General features: G+C 44.5%; 18 protein-coding genes. 17 read left to right on the forward strand and 1 reads right to left on the reverse strand.

Going from position 1 to position 19,238, the window contains the following annotated elements; all coding sequences use genetic code 11:
- The first annotated feature begins 7 nt into the window (after positions 1–7).
- From ACVRYP_RS04925 to ACVRYP_RS04950, 6 genes are all read left to right on the forward strand, one after another.
- The gene (locus tag ACVRYP_RS04925; protein WP_447467645.1) at positions 8–1,474 is read left to right on the forward strand and encodes a nicotinate phosphoribosyltransferase; all 1,467 of its coding nucleotides are present in this window, start codon (positions 8–10) and stop codon (positions 1,472–1,474) included.
- The gene (nadE, locus tag ACVRYP_RS04930; RefSeq protein ID WP_447467646.1) at positions 1,471–2,295 is read left to right on the forward strand and encodes an NAD(+) synthase; all 825 of its coding nucleotides are present in this window, start codon (positions 1,471–1,473) and stop codon (positions 2,293–2,295) included. Before ACVRYP_RS04925 ends, nadE begins: the two co-directional genes overlap by 4 nt.
- A gap of 179 nt (positions 2,296–2,474) precedes the next feature.
- Positions 2,475–3,806, forward strand: coding sequence for an aminopeptidase C (gene pepC, locus ACVRYP_RS04935; protein WP_447467647.1), 1,332 nt, complete (start codon positions 2,475–2,477; stop codon positions 3,804–3,806).
- A gap of 274 nt (positions 3,807–4,080) precedes the next feature.
- Positions 4,081–5,361, forward strand: a complete 1,281-nt coding sequence (locus ACVRYP_RS04940) for a glycoside hydrolase family 140 protein (RefSeq protein ID WP_447467648.1) — start codon at positions 4,081–4,083, stop codon at positions 5,359–5,361.
- A gap of 338 nt (positions 5,362–5,699) precedes the next feature.
- Positions 5,700–6,626 (forward strand): DMT family transporter, encoded by a 927-nt coding sequence (locus ACVRYP_RS04945; protein WP_447467649.1) that lies wholly within the window; start codon positions 5,700–5,702, stop codon positions 6,624–6,626.
- 125 nt (positions 6,627–6,751) lie between these two features.
- Positions 6,752–7,654: a cation efflux transmembrane domain-containing protein gene (locus tag ACVRYP_RS04950; protein ID WP_447467650.1), complete on the forward strand. Its 903-nt coding sequence runs from the start codon at positions 6,752–6,754 to the stop codon at positions 7,652–7,654.
- A 108-nt stretch (positions 7,655–7,762) separates the two neighbouring features.
- On the opposite strand, the gene ACVRYP_RS04955 is transcribed toward ACVRYP_RS04950, so the two are convergent.
- Positions 7,763–7,879, reverse strand: a complete 117-nt coding sequence (locus tag ACVRYP_RS04955) for a putative metal homeostasis protein (protein ID WP_168548727.1) — start codon at positions 7,877–7,879, stop codon at positions 7,763–7,765.
- Between the two features lie 190 nt (positions 7,880–8,069).
- On the opposite strand from ACVRYP_RS04955, the gene ACVRYP_RS04960 reads away from it, so the two are divergent.
- From ACVRYP_RS04960 to ACVRYP_RS05010, 11 genes are all read left to right on the forward strand, one after another.
- Positions 8,070–8,609, forward strand: coding sequence for a YqeG family HAD IIIA-type phosphatase (locus tag ACVRYP_RS04960; RefSeq protein WP_447467651.1), 540 nt, complete (start codon positions 8,070–8,072; stop codon positions 8,607–8,609).
- Between the two features lie 7 nt (positions 8,610–8,616).
- Positions 8,617–9,726, forward strand: coding sequence for a ribosome biogenesis GTPase YqeH (gene yqeH, locus ACVRYP_RS04965; RefSeq protein ID WP_447467652.1), 1,110 nt, complete (start codon positions 8,617–8,619; stop codon positions 9,724–9,726).
- 73 nt (positions 9,727–9,799) lie between these two features.
- On the forward strand, positions 9,800–10,111 hold the full coding sequence (gene yhbY / locus ACVRYP_RS04970) for a ribosome assembly RNA-binding protein YhbY (protein WP_307120885.1): 312 nt from the start codon (positions 9,800–9,802) through the stop codon (positions 10,109–10,111).
- A 159-nt stretch (positions 10,112–10,270) separates the two neighbouring features.
- Complete coding sequence (locus ACVRYP_RS04975) at positions 10,271–10,903, forward strand: nicotinate-nucleotide adenylyltransferase (protein WP_447467653.1); 633 nt, start codon at positions 10,271–10,273, stop codon at positions 10,901–10,903.
- A 5-nt stretch (positions 10,904–10,908) separates the two neighbouring features.
- Positions 10,909–11,508: a bis(5'-nucleosyl)-tetraphosphatase (symmetrical) YqeK gene (gene yqeK / locus ACVRYP_RS04980; RefSeq protein ID WP_447467714.1), complete on the forward strand. Its 600-nt coding sequence runs from the start codon at positions 10,909–10,911 to the stop codon at positions 11,506–11,508.
- Positions 11,509–11,532: 24 nt separating this feature from the next.
- Positions 11,533–11,886 (forward strand): ribosome silencing factor, encoded by a 354-nt coding sequence (rsfS, locus tag ACVRYP_RS04985; RefSeq protein ID WP_447467654.1) that lies wholly within the window; start codon positions 11,533–11,535, stop codon positions 11,884–11,886.
- 155 nt (positions 11,887–12,041) lie between these two features.
- Positions 12,042–12,779 (forward strand): class I SAM-dependent DNA methyltransferase, encoded by a 738-nt coding sequence (locus ACVRYP_RS04990; protein WP_447467655.1) that lies wholly within the window; start codon positions 12,042–12,044, stop codon positions 12,777–12,779.
- A gap of 124 nt (positions 12,780–12,903) precedes the next feature.
- Positions 12,904–13,812, forward strand: coding sequence for a Fic family protein (locus ACVRYP_RS04995; RefSeq protein WP_447467656.1), 909 nt, complete (start codon positions 12,904–12,906; stop codon positions 13,810–13,812).
- Positions 13,813–13,933: 121 nt separating this feature from the next.
- Positions 13,934–16,267, forward strand: a complete 2,334-nt coding sequence (gene hsdR, locus ACVRYP_RS05000; protein WP_447467657.1) for an EcoAI/FtnUII family type I restriction enzme subunit R — start codon at positions 13,934–13,936, stop codon at positions 16,265–16,267.
- A 12-nt stretch (positions 16,268–16,279) separates the two neighbouring features.
- Positions 16,280–17,743 carry a class I SAM-dependent DNA methyltransferase gene (locus tag ACVRYP_RS05005; protein ID WP_447467658.1) on the forward strand — a complete coding sequence of 488 codons (1,464 nt, stop codon included), beginning with the start codon at positions 16,280–16,282 and terminating at the stop codon, positions 17,741–17,743.
- The gene (locus tag ACVRYP_RS05010; RefSeq protein ID WP_447467659.1) at positions 17,743–19,194 is read left to right on the forward strand and encodes a restriction endonuclease subunit S; all 1,452 of its coding nucleotides are present in this window, start codon (positions 17,743–17,745) and stop codon (positions 19,192–19,194) included. The genes ACVRYP_RS05005 and ACVRYP_RS05010 overlap by 1 nt, the downstream gene beginning before the upstream one ends.
- Positions 19,195–19,238 lie beyond the last annotated feature (44 nt).

The following is a 19,238-nucleotide window of genomic DNA, read 5'->3' on the forward strand; positions in this document are numbered from 1 at the left end:
AAAAGACATGTACCCTGATGATTCCTTAACCCTCCATACGGATCTGTACCAGATCAATATGATGCAAGTTTATTTTGAACAAAACATTCATAACCGCCACGCGGTCTTTGAGGTTTACTTCCGCAAACAGCCTTTTAACAATGGCTATGCTGTTTTCGCTGGTTTGGAGCGTTTGATTCGTTATTTTGAACAGTTGACCTTTACAGAGAGTGACTTGGCCTACCTTCGTGAAGAGGGCTATCCCGAGGATTTTTTGGCTTACCTGGCTGATTTTAAGTTTGAACTCTCGGTCAAGTCTGCCCGTGAAGGGGATTTAGTGTTTGCCAATGAACCAATTGTCCAAATTGAAGGTCCGTTAGCCCAGTGTCAATTGGTGGAGACGGCTGTTCTTAACATCGTCAACTACCAGACCTTGATTGCGACCAAGGCAGCACGGATCAAGTCGGTAATTGGAGATGAACCGTTGCTAGAATTTGGCACGCGCCGTGCTCAGGAGATGGACGCTGCCCTTTGGGGAACACGTGCGGCCTTTATTGGAGGAGCTGAGGCAACATCCAATGTCCGTGCAGGCAAACTCTTTGGCATTCCTGTAGCAGGAACCCACGCCCATGCTCTTGTTCAAGCCTATGGCGATGACTACAAGGCTTTCAAGGCTTATGCCGAGACCCACAGGGACTGCGTGTTCTTGGTTGATACCTATGATACTTTGCGGGTTGGTATGCCTGCAGCCATTCGTGTGGCCAAGGAAATGGGTGACAAAATCAACTTCAAGGGTGTAAGGATTGACTCTGGGGACATGGCCTATATTTCTAAGAAAGTACGTGAACAGCTTGACGAAGCAGGCTATCCAGATGCGAAAATCTATGCGTCCAATGACCTGGATGAAAATACCATCCTTAACCTCAAGATGCAAAAAGCTAAAATTGATATCTGGGGTGTTGGTACCAAGCTGATCACAGCCTATGACCAGCCTGCTCTCGGTGCGGTTTACAAGGTTGTCTCAATCGAGAACGACGAAGGTGTCATGGTGGACTCCATCAAGCTTTCTAATAATGCGGAGAAGGTTTCAACGCCTGGTAAGAAGCAAGTTTGGCGGATTACCAGTCTGGAAAAAGGCAAGTCAGAGGGAGATTACATCACCTTTGCGGATACGGATGTCACACAGATGGATGAGATTTACATGTTCCATCCGACCTACACTTACATCAACAAGACCGTTAAAAACTTTGGGGCTGTGCCACTCATGATTCCTATTTTTGAAAAAGGGACATTGGTTTATGAATTACCAACCTTGCAGGAAATTCAAGCCTATGCACGAACAGCCTTTGATGAACTTTGGGATGAGTACAAACGCGTGCTGAACCCACAAATCTATCCAGTTGATTTGGCGCAGGATGTTTGGGACAACAAGATGGCCTTTATCGATCAAGTTCGCAAACGGGCTAAGGAGCAAAGTGAGGAGATTGAGACATGAGTTTGCAAACGGATATCATTAAGGCCTTAGGCGTCAAACCAACGATTGATCCTCAGAAGGAGATTCGTCGCTCAATCGATTTTCTAAAAACATACCTTTACAAGCACCCCTTCCTCAAAACCTATGTTCTAGGGATTTCAGGAGGTCAAGATTCAACCTTGGCAGGACGATTAGCCCAGCTAGCAGTTAAGGAAATGCGGGCTGAAACAGGGGATGAGGCCTATCAGTTTATCGCTATCCGCTTGCCCTACGGCGTTCAAGCGGACGAAGATGATGCGCAAAAAGCTCTGGCTTTCATTCAGCCAGATGAAACGTTGACCATCAACATCAAACCAGCGACAGACGGTATGATGGCTGGCCTTGAAGCCGCTGGTCAAGAAATTTCGGACTTTAACAAAGGCAATATCAAGGCCCGTCAACGGATGATAGCCCAGTATGCAGTTGCAGGGCAGCGCTCAGGTGCAGTCATCGGGACAGACCATGCGGCTGAAAACATTACAGGTTTCTTTACCAAGTTTGGTGACGGTGCGGCAGATATCATGCCTCTCTATCGCCTCAATAAACGGCAATGCCGAGAGCTGCTAAAAGCTCTCAAAGCGGACCGAGCGCTATATGAAAAAGTGCCGATTGCAGACCTTGAAGAAGATCGCCCAGGCTTGTCGGATGAAGCGGCACTTGGCGTCAGCTACAATGACATTGATGACTATTTGGAAGGCAAGACCGTATTACCTGAAGCTCAGGCAACGATTGAAAGCTGGTGGAACAAAACCAAACACAAACGCCATCTACCGATCACTGTCTTTGATGACTTTTGGAAGTAAAAAGAAAAGATGTATGATAAACACCAAGCCCAACCAGAAATGGTTGGGTTTTTAGGGATTATCCGAAAGGGATAGACGAAAACAGCAGACTAACCTCGTTTTTACTTGAATTCTCCTTTTAAAGCGTTATAATGGTCTGTATAACTTTCAGGGTAAATCCCTTAGAAACGGAGAATTTAATGCAAGCGATTAATCATGATCTAACCGATAAACTCTATGCAGCCTATGAAGCCAATACGACTTTTGCGGCTGTTGAAAATGCCATCAGCCATAATGGTCTGTTGAAATCTTTGGAGCGCCGTCAGGCGACGATTGAGACCACACCAGTCTTTTCCATTGATTTGACCAAAGATCCGGTTTCTAACCAAGAAGCCTCAGGGCGTTGTTGGATGTTTGCGGCCCTCAATACCTTCCGCCACATGATGATTGGGACCCATAAGATGGAACAGTTTGAGCTATCTCAGGCCCATACCTTCTTTTGGGATAAGTATGAAAAAGCGAACTGGTTCTTGGAACAAATCTTAGCGACAGCAGACCAAGACTTGACCAGTCGTAAGGTCAAGTTTCTCTTGGACACGCCACAACAAGATGGTGGCCAGTGGGATATGGTCGTTTCCCTCTTTGAAAAATATGGGGTAGTCCCAAAGACTGCCTATCCAGAGTCCGTGTCATCGAGCGCTAGTCGCGAGCTTAATGGCTACCTGAACAAACTCCTTCGTCAGGATGCGCAAGTTCTCCGCGATATGGTAACTTCAGGCAAATCTGACCAAGACATTCAAGCTCAAAAAGAAGCCTTTTTGCAAGACGTCTTTAACTTCCTGGCCATGAACCTTGGCTTACCACCGCGTCAGTTTGACTTTAGCTACCGCGATAAAGACGATAACTACCATGTGGAAACGGGGTTAACGCCTCATACCTTTTATGAGAAGTATGTCGGCATCAAACTTGACGACTATGTGTCCATTATCAATGCCCCAACTGCTGACAAGCCTTACGGCAAATCCTATACCGTTGAGTTGCTTGGAAACGTGGCCGGTAGTCGCGATGTCCGCTACCTCAATGTGGAGATGGATCGTCTCAAAGAGCTGGCGATCGCACAGATGCAGGCTGGCGAGACCGTTTGGTTTGGTTGCGATGTCGGCCAATCCAGCAACCGTAAAACAGGTGTCATGGCAGATGGCATGTATGATTTCACCTCCAGCATGGGCATCTCTCTGACGCAGGACAAGGCTGGGCGTCTTGATTACAGCGAAAGCCTCATGACCCACGCCATGGTCTTGACAGGGGTTGATTTAGATGCTAATGGCCAATCGCTCAAGTGGAAGGTGGAAAATTCCTGGGGCGACAAGGTTGGGGAGAAAGGCTACTTTGTGGCCAGTGACGCCTGGATGGATGAGTACACCTACCAGATCGTAGTCCGTAAAGAATTCCTAACAGCAGACGAGTTAGCGGCCTATCAAGCCGAGCCAATCGTGCTGGCACCATGGGATCCGATGGGAGCCCTCGCTTAAGGAAAAAACTAAGAAAAAGAGGATCGGCAAACCAAAGGACTGCCGGTCCTTTTTGGGGGAGAAAAAGAACAACGAGGACCAGAGTAAAACGCCCTTTCTAGCTTTGTGTTAGCGAGCTTGAAGATATCAGAAAACGAATGAGAATGGGGGTGGTCGTTTAGGTCAAATTTTGCTAGATTCTAGCTTGTATTTTAAGCGAAAATAGCGTAAACTAATATAAAAGAGGACGTTTTCTGCAAACTCATACAACCCAACGATAATCAAGGAGGCAAGCATGCACATTTCTACGGACAAACGGTCTTTTGTCAAAGATGGCAAACCTTATTTTTACCTGGCAGATACCTGCTGGAGTGCTTTTACCAATGCGACGGAGGAGGACTGGGCTTACTATGTCGATTACCGTAAGCGGCAAGGGTTTAATACGATTCAGGTGAATTTGCTTTGGCAGTGGGATGCTAGCACACCGACCTTTGACATCATGCCCTTTGCATTAGGGCCGTCAAAGCATTTTGATTTTACCAAACCCAATCCTGCCTATTTTGACCGGGTGGCCCGTATGTTAAAAACAGCGCAGGACAAGGACATGCAGGTGGCCTTGGTTCTTCTCTGGTGCAATTATATTCCAAACACTTGGGCCCAGGCCTTTAACTTTAATCGTCACCCATTTCCGATCGATCAGATCGAAGCTTATGTCACGGATGTGGTTGAACGGTTTGACCAGTACGACCCGATCTATGTGATCAGTGGGGACACCGATTTTCCAGATGAGGAGACGATAGCCTATTATGAGCGAGCCCTCAATCAGGTCAAAAAATGCTCGCCTGACGCTCTAACCACCCTTCATCTGTGCGGCCCTGATTCAGACTTGCCTGCTAGTTTGGAGCAAAATCCAAACCTGGACTTTTATACCTTCCAATCAGGGCACGATGTGACTTCTCCCCAAGTTATAGCCAAATTGACCGAACGGTTTCGCCGTAAAAAGAAACGTCCCGTCCTCAATGCCGAGCCTTGTTATGAGATGATGGGCTTTGGTCCCGGGCAATACGGGCGCTTTCGTCGTTTTGATGTCCGTAAGGCGGCCTGGCAAAGTGTCTTGGGGGGTGCCAATGCTGGGATCACCTATGGGGCACACGGGATTTGGAGCTGGTATGTGCCAGATATTCCGCACGATACGCAGTCTTACATGGTGTTTGACCGTCCTTACCCTTGGCAGGATGCCCTGCGTTTTGAAGGGGCAAATGACTATGTTTACCTCAAGACCTTTATGGAAAGCCACGGCTTTGAGCGTCTCCGTCCTTGTCGCGACAAAATAGCCAACACAGAATCTGTCGAACTGGTGGCAGCAGAAAATGAAGACTATCTCATCATCTATGCGCCCTACAATACGGTGTTACAGCTTAGGGGTGATTATGAAACTTGCTCAGCTACCTTTACAGACCTCCTGTCTAAAAAGACGGAAAAGGCGGTTCTTTATTACAACGACACCAAGGAAAACACTCAAGTCAATATGCACCATTTCCAAGATGATGTGGTCCTGGTCATCACAAAGGCTTAGGCGTCTTGCTTGTAAAAAAATTGCGATGCTTGAAATAAGATGTCACGGCATAGTTGAAAATAGGAGATGAAGCAATGCCAAGCCTTTATGACTGTAAGCGAGAGAAGCGAATGACTAAACAAGGCTGAGAGAGTCGATTAATGAAGAGGTTGGGAGATAAATGCCTAATCTCTTTTTATCTACAAAATCCCTTATCGCTTCGTTTAAGGATCAAACACATTTTTTTGTAAAAAATTTCATTTCTAATAGCTGATGGTGTGTTACAATAGAACTTAATCATAAGAGCGGTGGAAATCACTTCGTGATCTGTCGTCTCTTAGCAGTTAGGGGAGAGGAAAATGACAGAAAAGCAAAAGGGAGCGCTACTGACGGTTGTTGCCGCAATAGCTTGGGGGATTTCTGGAATTTCTGGGGAATACCTGATGACACATGGAATGGCTGTAAACCATTTATCAGCCCTTCGTCTGATTATTTCAGGTCTTTTTTTAACAGCCATAGCTTATGTGACCAATAAAGAAAGCTTGATGCAAGCGATCAAGGATTGGAAGTCACTCCTAGGGATAGGCCTGTTTGCCATTCTAGGTTTAGCCCTCAATCAATACGCCTACCTCTCAGCGGTAGCTTACACCAATGCTGGGACAGCGACAGTCTTACAGTACATGAGCCCTGTCCTGGTCTTGATTTACATTTGCCTGCGTCAGAAGACTTGGCCGACAGTCTTAGATGTTGTTGCGATCGTCCTAGGCATTGTCGGAACTGTTTTTTTAGCGACCCACGGGGATTTGACACAGTTGTCAATCTCTCCGCTTGGCCTGTTTTGGGGGCTTTTTTCAGCAGTCACCTATGCCTTTTACATTCTCTTGCCAGCTCGATCGATTAGGCGCTTTGGCAGTTTGGTGGTGATTGGGTTAGGCATGCTGATGGGTGGCGCCTTGTTTTCAATCCTGACACAACCTTGGCAGTACCAGTACGCCTTTGATGGTAAGAGTTTGTTGGCCCTCTTTGGGATTGTGGGAGTCGGGACAATCTTTGCTTACAGTCTCTTTTTAAAAGGGGTAACTCTTGTAGGACCGGTTAATGCTAGCTTACTAGCGTCAATTGAGCCGGTTGCAGCTGTCTTTTTCTCGATTGTCATCATGAAGGCTCACTTCTTTGCCCTTGACCTAGTTGGCATAGCCCTTATCCTAGGAGCAGTTCTCTTGATTACCCTCAAGGATCTCAATATTCGAAAACGTAGGGAAATAGCAGGTGACCTGAAGAGATAAATAGGCCGCTCAATGCTAAACAGTGGACCAGCGATAGTGGGTTCTAAGTGGTATCTACTTATCCTAGTCTCAAGTCAGTCTCTATTTATTTTTAAGCCATAGTCTATGGGAGAACGGAGGTTTTCATGCAGCAAAAACAGATTGAGAAAAAAGCATTACTGATTACAGCTGTTTTTAACTTTTTTTCTGGGACAGCAGGGATTATCGTCTATATTCTAACGGGGCTTAATGCCATTTTGCTGGATGGGGTCTTCACCTTTATTGCCTTTTTATCGGCAGTTGTGGCCATCCTCATTTCGCAAAACAGCCATAAGCAGACCAAGTCCTTCCCACAGGGGCTGCATTTTATGGAACCTCTCTACGGCGTGTTTAAGGCGGCCTTTACTCTTTTTTTACTAGGGATGACCGTGGTTGAGTCGGCCTCTGATGCCTATGCTTACTTTGTCGAAGGCATCGGAATGCCTATTGAGCCCGGACCAGCCTTGCCCTATGCCTTTTTGATGGCTGTGCTGTGTATCCTTCTTAGTTTTTACCTCAGAAGGATGAACCAGTCCATTCACCATGCCAGTACCATGTTAGCCGCTGAGAGCAAGAGTAGCTTGATTGATGGCTTGATTTCAGCTGGCGTCGGTCTTGCAGTTCTGGTTATTCGTCTGGTGGCGATCGATGGGACCTTTGGCTTTTTACACTACACCGGGGATTTCTTTATCATTATTTTCTTGGTTATCGTTTCCATTAGGGAACCGATCGATGTGCTAAAAGAATCCTCCAAAGAACTGTTCGGCGCAACCTTAGATGATGCTGAGACGATTCAAGCAGTCCGAATGATTGTTAAAGAAGGCCTAGCTATTAAGGAAGATGATGTTTTGGATATTCTCGTTTACAAGCAGGGCATGAAATTGGTGGCCAATGTCGTTATTCAAGACCCAGAGCCGGAAGTATTGAAAACCTGCCTGGATGCCAAACCAACGCTTCAAGAGACCCTGAATGCCCAGTTTCCCCATATAGAACTGGTCTTTACATTTTAATGCTAAAAAAGCCGATAACAGAGAGCGTATCGGCTTTTTTGTCTGACCATTCATTGGAGTTAGGGATAGGGATAAGAATGAATGGGTAAGAAATCAAGTCGCTAGTTTCTAGCGTTTTCCATGGCGTTTGTGCTCATGGATAATTTTGAGAGCGCGCTTGCGCGTTTTGATATTTGGACTTTTTAGCCTGCGATAGGCTGATGCCAAATCGGTTTTTTCTGCCATCTGGTCCTCCTTTTCAAAATTACCAGTCGAAACTGATAGACCTATTCTACCACAAAATTATTAACTGGTAAAGTATTTTTTGTTTATTTTAAAAAAATAACAAGGGTAAACCGTTTAGAGTGATTAATAGGGGATAATCTGGCTATTATTTCAAGCCAATTTATGGTAAAATGAAGACTAACCAACAGTTATGGAGAGAGATGTGGCAGTAGAAAAATATATTCCGACCTTTGCGATTGATGCGGTCTATGACCTAAAGGTAGAAGACTTGGAAAAACATGGGATTCGAGCGGTTTTAGTTGATTTGGATAACACGCTCATCGCATGGAATAATCCTGATGGAACCCCTGAGATGAAAAAATGGCTTCATGACATGCGCGATGCTGGTATCAAGGTCGTTGTGGTGTCCAATAACACGACGGACCGTGTCCGTCGAGCTGTGGAAAAGTTTGATATCGACTACGTTTCCTGGTCCATGAAACCTTTTAATTTTGGCATTCGTAAGGCCTTGGCACGCCATAATATCTTACCTGAAGAGGTGGTCATGGTTGGCGATCAGCTCATGACAGATATTCGGGCGGCTCATCGAGCAGGGATCCGCTCTATCTTGGTGCGTCCTCTGGTGCAGACGGATTCCAATAAAACCAAGTTTAACCGCATGCGCGAGCGCGAGATGATGAAACGCATCGTGGCCAAGTATGGTCCGATCGAGTACAAGAAAAACTTATAGGTAACCAATGGAAGAAACATTATTTTGTATCGGCTGTGGGGCTCAGATTCAGACAGCCGATAAAGCTCAGGCTGGCTATACCCCAAAAGCGGCTCTTGATAAAGGATTAGAAACTGGGCAGCTGTATTGCCAGCGCTGTTTCCGCCTCCGTCATTACAACGACATCGTAGACGTCAACATGACCGACGATGACTTTATCCGCCTTCTGCATGAAGTTGGCGATAGCGATGCCTTGGTGGTCAATGTTATCGACATTTTTGACTTTAACGGCTCTGTCATTCCAGGCTTGACCCGTTTTGTGGCGGGCAATGACGTCCTCCTAGTCGGCAATAAAAAAGACATTTTGCCCAAATCGGTCAAGACTGGGAAAGTCACTCAGTGGCTGACGGAGCGTGCCCATGAAGTGGGTCTAAGACCAGTCGATGTGGTCTTGACCTCTGCCCAAAACAAGCAGGCCATTAAGGAGCTGATCGACAAGATTGAGGAACTCCGTAAAGGCCGTGATGTCTATGTAGTTGGGGTGACCAATGTCGGCAAGTCGACCCTAATTAACGCTATTATCCAAGAAATCACTGGCGACAAGGACATCATCACGACCTCACGTTTTCCAGGAACGACTCTGGATAAGATTGAGATTCCGCTGGATGATGGCAGCCACATCTTTGACACCCCAGGGATTATCCACCGTCACCAGATGGCCCACTACTTGAGTGCCAAAAACCTCAAGTATGTGTCTCCCCGTAAGGAAATCAAACCCAAAACCTACCAGCTGAATCCTGGTCAGACCCTTTTTCTTGGGGGTCTTGGACGATTCGACTTTGTGACGGGCGATAAGCAAGGCTTCACCGCCTACTTTGACAATGAGTTAGACCTGCACCGGACCAAGCTTGAGGGGGCGACAGCCTTTTACGACAAGCATGCGGGGACCCTTTTGACGCCACCATCTCAGGAAGAATTGGCAGACCTGCCAGCCCTTGTCCGCCATGAGTTTTCCGTCAAGGAAAAGACAGATATTGTCTTTTCAGGTCTTGGTTGGATTCGTGTGACAGGGCCAGCAGTCGTGGCTGGCTGGGCGCCAGATGGCGTTGATGTCCTTGTCCGAAAAGCTTTAATCTAAGTAGAGCCAAGCGCTCTAGCTGAGTCTATGCGCTCAGAAGCTCTGCCATTTACCAAAAAAGAAAAGAGACATTATGACTTTAACATCTAAACAACGGGCTTTCCTCAACAGCCAAGCCCACAGCCTCAAACCGATCGTTCAGATCGGGAAAAACGGCTTGACCGACGAGATTAAAACCTCTATCCGAAACGCCCTCGATGCGCGTGAACTGATCAAGGTGACCCTCCTGCAAAACACGGACGAGGACATCCACGAGGTCGCTGAAATCCTCGAAGACGAGATTGGTGTGGATACCGTGCAAAAAATCGGCCGTATCCTCATCCTCTACAAGGTCTCTGCCAAGAAAGAAAACCGCAAACTGTCGGTCAAAGTCAAGGCCGTCTAACCCTTGCTCCCCACTTCTCCCCGAGGTGGGGAATTTGCGCTTATTGGGGGGAGGGTGTAAGGAGATGGAACTCATTCATTTCCCACTTTTTAGCCCAGATATGCTATAATAGTAAGGACTTGGGTAAAATCCCAAAAGAGAACAAAGGAGACAGGTCCTATGGCCATTGAACTGCTGACACCTTTCACCAAGGTTGAATTAGAAACGGAACAACAACCTACCAGCCGCAAGCAGGTAGGCATTTTGGGTGGGAATTTTAACCCTGTCCACAATGCCCATTTGATCGTGGCCGACCAGGTCCGTCAGCAGCTCAAACTGGATAAGGTCCTGCTCATGCCCGAGTATATGCCTCCTCATGTCGATTTGAAGGAAACCATTGATGAAAAGCATCGGCTCAAGATGCTAGAGTTGGCCTTGGGCGATGTGCCAGGTCTTGAGATTGAGACCATTGAGCTGGACCGTAAGGGCATCAGCTATACCTTTGATACCATGACCCTCCTCATCGAGCAAAACCCCGACACAGACTATTACTTTATCATCGGCGCGGATATGGTCGAGTACCTGCCCAAGTGGCACCGCATTGACGAGCTGGTCCATATGGTCCAGTTTGTCGGTGTGCAGCGCCCCCGCTACAAGGCCGGGACCTCCTACCCCGTCATCTGGGTGGATGTGCCCCTCATGGACATCTCCTCTAGCATGGTGCGCGACTTCATCAAGCAAGGCCGGACGCCTAACTACCTCCTGCCCGCCCCTGTCCTCGACTACATTACCAAAGAGGAGCTCTACCAATGACAGAGATGACAGACACTTATGAGGCTTTGGTGGGCCATAGCAGAGCAGACCTATTAGCTCGGCTAGAGCAGGTCATGTCCAAGAAGCGCCTCCAGCATGTCCTAGGCGTCGAGCAGACAGCAAAAGCGTTAGCTCTGACACACGGGTATGACCCAGAGAGGGCAGGCCTAGCGGCACTGCTTCACGACTATGCTAAGGAACTGCCGGATCAAGCCTTTTTGGACCTCATCGAGGAGTACCAGCTAGACCCAGAACTCAAAGTCTGGGGCAACAATGTCTGGCATGGGATGGTTGGAATCTACCAGATCCAAAAAGACCTTGGCATCACCGATCCTGAAATTCTCAGAGCCATCGAAGTGCACACCGTAGGGAGTGCTGAGATGAGCCTCTTGGACAAGATTGTCTACATGGCAGATTACATCGAGCCAGGACGGGATTTTCCAGGAGTCGATACTGCGCGGGAATTGGCCAACTCTGACCTCAATCAGGCTGTCGCCTACGCGACTGCCCGCACCGTCAGTCACCTGGCGAATCAAGGGGTAGCCATCTATCCCCAAACCCTAGAGACCTATAATGCTTATATCAGTTATTTGCCTAGGTCCTAATCACATATCATTAAAGGAAAACACATGAACGAAAAAGAGTTATTAGCCTTGGTTGTCAAGGCAGCCGACGACAAGCGGGCTGAGGATATCCTGGTCTTGTCTGTCGCCGAATTAACCAGTTTGGCAGACTATTTTGTCATCGCTAGCGCCATGAACAACCGCCAGTTAGAAGCCATCATTGACCATATTCGCGAGCAAGTCAAGGCAGCTGCCGGTGACGCGAGCCGTGTCGAGGGCGACGCCAACAGCGGCTGGGTCCTGCTTGATCTTGGCAGTGTAGTGGTTCATATCTTCTCTGAAGACATGCGCGCCCACTACAACTTTGAAAAACTCTGGCACCAAGCCGACAGCTTGGAAACTGCTGGATTTTTAGCGTAATAATAATGACCTTGTCCTTGGACAAGGTTTTTAAAAGCAATGCAAATTGGATTTAGCGCCAATAGAAAGATTGAGCGACTGTCGTCAATATCTCAGGACAAAGGCAGAAAACTCTAAACACTTGCAACGATTGACCATTAGACTTGGAGATTCTCATGACCAAAAACTACGAAACCTTTGCGCGTGTCTATGATGCTATCATGGACGACTCGCTGTATGACCTTTGGACCGACTTTTCGCTCCGCCATTTTCCAAAAGGTAAGACCAAGCTTTTGGAGCTGGCCTGTGGGACGGGCATCCAGTCCGTGCGCTTTGCCCAAGCTGGCTTTGAGGTGACTGGGCTCGACTTGAGCGAGGAGATGCTTAAGATCGCCGAAAAACGGGCCCAGGAGGCTGGAGCCAAGATCGACTTTGTGGCGGCCAACATGATGGACCTGTCCAGTATCGGGCAGTTTGACCTGGTGACCAGCTACTCGGATAGCCTGTGCTACTTGGCCGACGAGGTCGAGATGAGGGACACTTTTGCTGAGGTTTACAAGCATCTGAATGACGGCGGAACCTTTATCTTTGATGTCCACTCGACCTACCAGACCGACGAGGTCTTTCCGGGTTATTCCCACCACGAAAACGCTGAGGATTTCGCCATGGTCTGGGACACCTATGAGGATGAGGCCCCACATTCGATCGTCCACGAGCTGACCTTCTTTATCCAAGATGAGGACGGACGCTTTACTCGTCATGACGAAATCCATGAAGAGCGCACCTACGAACTTCTGACCTACGATATCCTCTTAGAGCAGGCAGGTTTCACCGATGTCAAAGTCTACGCCGACTTTGAAGACAAGGCACCGAGCGACACGAGCGCCAGATGGTTCTTTGTGGCGAGGAAGTAAAAGGATGAGCAAAGCTCAGTACGATAAGACGTGCTGAGTTTTTTGTTAATCTCCTATCCTTCCGTTAATCTGTATATATCCTTCCGATCTGTGGTATAATAGAGGGTGAAAGCGAGGAATGGTTATGTACATAACGGTTAGGCAAGCAGCTGAGCGTTGGGGAATTTCAGATCGACGCGTTAGAGATTTGTGCAGTCAAGGAAAGATCGTGGGGGCTGTTCGGGAAGGACGCTTGTGGAGAATTCCAGTTGATGCGAAAAAGCCAGCCGATGGTCGCTACAAAAAAGCGAGTGGTCTCGTCAATCTCATTGACAAAAAGATGGCGGCCTTATCAGACTTACGCCCTTTGACAGCCGGTGAACTTGAGCGCCTCAATGAGGAATTTACAGTGGAGTACACCTACAATTCCAATGCCATTGAAGGCAATACCTTGACCCTTCGTGAGACGTATATGGTCTTGCGTGGACTAACTATTGACCAAAAACCGCTCAAAGATCACATGGAAGCCATCGGCCACCGTGAAGCCTTCCAATATGTCCAACAACTGGTTGCTGAAAACCAGCCACTGACAGAGCAAGTCATCAAAGGTATTCATTATCTTGTCTTGTCAGATAAGAAGGATGACCGTGGCGTTTATCGTAGGGTTCCAGTCCGTATCATGGGGGCGAGCAATGAACTTGCTCAACCTTATCGGATTCGCTCCATGATGGAGCAATTATTGGCGGATTTTGCGACTAGTCAAGAAAAAATCGTGACGAAATTGGCACGGTTTCATATTGCATTTGAAAGTATCCACCCCTTTATTGATGGCAATGGTCGCACAGGAAGACTCCTAGTGAACTTAGAGTTAATGAAGGCAGGCTATCCACCGATTGATATCAAATTTACAGATCGAATGGCCTATTACCAAGCCTTTGATGACTTTCATGCCAAAGGCAAGTTGTCGTCCATGGAAGATTTATTTGCAGGTTATCTCAATGAAAGACTGGACACCAATCGCACTATTTTGTCTTATAGCAAAGATGAGTATTGAGTAGGAGGAATAGCTCCACAGAAAGCCCTGAAATGAGGGCTTTTTGTGATATAATGGAGATATAGCTTTTTCTGATAATTCTATTATCTGGAATTTTGATTTCATAATGATGGAGATTGCGATGGTTAAATTTATTAAACAGAAAAAAAACATGAGTGAAGAGGATATTAAAGCTAATTTCATTACTCCAGCCATTTTAGCTAAAGGATGGAAAAACGGAGAGCATATTGCCTATGAGGAATATTTTACAGATGGGCGAATAGAGGTTCGAGGCGACAAAGCTCGTCGAAAAGAAGGGAAAAAATCAGACTATGCTCTCTTTTATCAATTTGGGCAGCGTATTGCAATCGTTGAAGCAAAAGATAACAAACACAGTCTACGTTCAGGCTTACAGCAAGCGATTGAATATGGTGAAATTTTGGATGTTCCTTTTGTTTATACGTCAAATGGTGATGGCTTTATCGAGCATGACCGTATCACAAGACAAGAGCGTGAACTCGCTTTAGAGGAATTTCCAACTCGAGAAGAACTTTTCGAAAGGTTAAAAACTGAGAAGAAGTTGAATAAGGAAGTCGCAGAAGCTGTCGCAATTCCTTATTATACTGATGCATTCTCATCCAAGACACCTCGCTATTATCAGGAGATAGCCATTAACCGCACTATCGAAAGTGTTGCTCGTGGGCAAAAACGTGTCATGTTTGTTATGGCAACAGGAACTGGCAAGACGTTTATGGCTTTTCAAATCATTCATCGTTTGCGAAAAGCAGGCTTGGCTAAACGTGTCTTATTCTTAGCTGATCGAAATGTTTTGGTTGATCAGACTATGGCGGAAGATTTTAAACCTTTTGAAAAAGTGATGACTAAGATCACAGCAAAACTACTTAACTCTCCAGAAAAGTTAAATTCTTTCGAAATTTATCTAGGTCTATATCAGCAATTAACAGGTGAAGATGGTGATGAAACGTATTATCAAAAATTTGACAAGGATTTCTTTGATTTGATTGTCATTGATGAGGCTCATCGTGGATCGGCCAAAGAAGATAGTAATTGGCGTAAAGTGATTGATTATTTCTCATCAGCGACACAAATTGGAATGACAGCAACACCGAAGGAAACCAAAGAAGTATCCAATATGGATTATTTTGGTGAACCGATTTACACATATAGCTTAAAGCAAGGAATTGAAGATGGCTTTTTAGCTCCTTATCGTGTTATGAGAGTTAACCTAGATGTTGATGTAGATGGGTATCGTCCGGAAAGTGGAAAATTGGATGCGAGCGGAAAACTTATCGAGGATAGGTACTATGGTCGGAAGGATTTTGATAAAACCATTGTCATTGACGACCGCACGCAAATGGTAGCAAAATTTGTTTCTGATTATATGAAGCAAAACAATGCCCGCTTTGATAAAACGATTGTCTTCTGTGTTGATATTGATCATGCGGAGCGGATGAGAGCAGCTTTTATAAAGGAAAATCCAGACCTGGTACAGGAAGATTACCGTTATGTGATGCAAGTAACAGGGGATAATGCTGAGGGCAAGGCCCAATTAGATAACTTTATGGATGTCAATTCTAAATATCCTGCTATAGTCACGACCTCTAAACTTTTAACAACAGGGGTAAATGCCAAAACCTGTCGCTTGATTGTACTTGATTCCAATATCCAATCCATGACTGAATTTAAACAAATTATTGGTCGAGGCACGCGTCTATATCCCCAAAAAGGTAAAGAGTTTTTTACCATTATTGATTTCAGGAATGTCACTAATCTCTTTGCTGACCCTGATTTTGATGGTGAACCTGTAAAAATATTAGAGACAGATATAAAAGTAAACCATAGAAAGGTACCGTTTTTTGTAAATGAAGACGGAAGCCCTACCGAAAAATACAGAGTTAAGGACAAGAAGGTTGATATTCTGAACTCTACTATTCAAGTCTTGGATGAGAATGGGGAATTAGTTACGGAGAGTTTGATCGACTATACTCGAAAAAATGTCTTAGGGACTTATGCAACCTTGACCGACTTTATTACGGCTTGGCGGAGTGCTGACAAGAAAAAAGTTATCTTAGAGGAGCTTTATAAAAAAGGCGTTTACCTTGATGCTATACGAGAGGCAGAAGGAATTTCTGAACAAGAGATTGATGATTTTGACTTGTTATTAAAATTAGCTTATGGGCAAAAAAGTCTAACGAAATCTGAGCGAATTAGTAAGGTTAAACAAAGTGGCTATCTTTATAAGTATAGCCAAGAGGCGCGTGCAGTGCTTGAAATTCTGCTGGACAAATACATGGATAAGGGGATTGGTGAACTTGAAAGTCTTGAAACCTTGAAATTGCCAGAATTTCAAGTATATGGCGGAACATTTAAGATTATCAATACCTATTTTGGAGATAAAAAGCGTTATTTAGAAGCGATTAAAGAGTTGGAGGAAGAGCTATTTACAGTAGCTTAATGAAAGTAAACTATGTCAATTACATCATTTGTGAAACGAATTCAAGATATTACGAGAAACGATGCAGGTGTCAATGGTGATGCTCAACGTATCGAACAGATGTCTTGGTTACTTTTTTTAAAGATTTACGATAGTCGTGAACTGGTTTGGGAATTAGAGGAAGATGACTATGAATCTATTATTCCTGAAGAATTAAAGTGGCGAAATTGGGCTCATGCTGAAAAGGGACAGCAGGTTCTGACTGGCGATGAACTACTTGATTTTGTTAATAATAAGTTATTCAAAGAATTGAAAGAGTTAGAAGTAACACCAACCATGCCCCTTAGAAAGACGGTAGTCAAGTCTGCCTTTGAAGATGCCAATAACTATATGAAAAATGGCGTTCTCCTACGTCAGGTAATTAATGTCATTGACGAAGTCGATTTTAACAGTCCTGAAGACCGTCATTCATTCAATGATATTTATGAAAAAATTCTGAAAGACATCCAAAGTGCAGGTAATTCCGGTGAATTTTATACCCCACGTGCAGCAACTGATTTTATCGCAGAAATCCTAGACCCTAAACTAGGTGAGTTAATGGCTGATCTTGCCTGCGGAACAGGTGGCTTCTTAACGTCTACTCTTAATCGGCTTAGCGCTCAACGCAAAACAAGCGCAGACACAGAAAAATACAATACAGCTGTATATGGTATTGAGAAAAAAGCCTTTCCCCACCTTTTAGCGGTAACAAATCTCTTTCTACATGAAATCGATGATCCTAAAATCATTCACGGAAATACACTGGAAAAGAATGTGCGTGAGTATACTGATGAGGAGAAATTCGACATTATCATGATGAACCCACCTTTTGGTGGTTCAGAATTAGAAACCATTAAAAATAACTTCCCAGCCGAACTTCGTAGTTCAGAAACCGCTGATTTATTTATGGCTGTTATCATGTACCGTTTAAAAGAAAACGGTCGTGTTGGTGTGATTTTACCAGATGGTTTCCTATTTGGAGAAGGGGTTAAAACTCGCCTAAAACAAAAGTTGGTTGAAGAGTTTAATTTGCATACTATTATCCGTCTCCCTCATAGCGTTTTTGCGCCATATACGGGGATTCATACTAATATTCTTTTCTTTGATAAGAGCAAGAAGACTGAGCAAACTTGGTTCTACCGCTTAGACATGCCAGAGGGCTATAAAAACTTCTCTAAAACAAGACCAATGCTATCTGACCATTTTAACCCTGTTCGCGACTGGTGGAATAATCGTGAAGAGATTTTAGATGGTAACTTTTATAAAGCTAAAGCATTTACCGTTCAAGAATTGGCCGACTTAAAGTACAACTTGGACCAATGCGGTTTTCCAAAAGAAGAGGAAGAGATTTTAGACCCTCTGGAACTGATTGAACAGTACAAAAATGAGCGAGCAGTCTTAAACAAGAAGATTGATACTGTTCTAGCAGATATTTTACAGTTATTGGAGGAGAAATAATGACTCCTGAACAATTAAAAGCTAGTATCCTACAACGAGCTATGGAAGGAAAACTCGTCCCTCAAGACCCATCAGATGAACCCGCAAGTGAGTTACTCAAGCGCATCAAAGCGGAGAAGGAAAAATTGATCACTGAGGGGAAAATTAAGCGAGATAAGAAGGAAACCGAGATCTTTCGAGGTGATGATGGGAAACCTTATGAGAAGTTGGCGGATGGAACTATTCAAGAAATCGATGTGCCGTATGATATTCCAGAGAGTTGGGAGTGGGTGAGGTTAAGCGGAATTATAGTAAAAAATATTGGAGGAGGAACTCCAAGTAAATCTCGCAGTGAATATTGGAATGGGGAAATACCTTGGGCCAGTGTTAAGGACTTGCAGGGCGAATTTTTAGTTGTTACAAAAGATTACATCACTCAAAGTGGTCTAGAAAATTCATCAAGTAATGTTATTCCTAAAGGAAATATTATCATAGCAACCCGAATGGGATTAAATAAAATCTGCAAAAATAAAATAGATGTTGCTATAAACCAAGACTTGAGAGCTTTAACATTTTCTAATGATATTATGTCTGACTATTTCATGAAATTGTATCCCATTATGGTTTTTGAGTCTTCTGGAACAACTGTAAAGGGAATCTCTTTAGATACTTTCAATCAATATGTATTCCCCCTCCCTCCTCTCGCTGAACAAAAACGAATTGTTGAACAAATCGAACTAGCTTTGGCGAAAGTTGATGAATACGCAGAGAGTTACAACAGACTGCAAGAATTGGATAAAACCTTTCCAGATAAACTGAAAAAATCCATCCTTCAATACGCCATGCAAGGCAAATTGGTTGAGCAAGATCCAAATGATGAACCTGTTGAAGTTCTGCTTGATAAAATTCGTGCAGAGAAGCAACGCTTATTTGCAGAAGGTAAGCTGAAAAAGAAAGATCTAGAGGAAACCATCATTACCCAAGGAGATGATAACTCTTATTATGGGGAAGTGCCTAAAGGTTGGAAGCTGTTGCAACTTAAAAATTTAGTCCAACTCCATAATGGAGAGAAAGTAGTAAATAAGAAACTTATATATTTAGATGCCAAAACATTACGAGGTTTAAAACAAGCAGAATATAGAGAAAAAGGAAATCAAGTTTATACTGGAGATTTTGTAATTCTTGTAGATGGAGAGAATTCAGGTGAGTTATTCAATATTCCAGCTAATGGGTACATGGGGTCAACTTTCAAAAAAATGTATTATCTTTCAATCGATTCTCAAATATATATCAATTGGTTTATTCTTAGTAGAAAAGAACTATTGCGTAATTCCAAAACCGGTTCTGCAATCCCTCACTTGAATAAAAATTTATTCAAAGAGCTTGTAATTGGGTTACCTCCTATTTCTGAACAACATCGTATTTCTAATAAAATCAGTCAAGTCTTTTCCAAAATCAATAAACTAATTTAGTATAATAGTTTTATCGTGCGGTGGAATTTCTATCATAACCAAGA

This window comes from Streptococcus rifensis, from assembly GCF_053203525.1.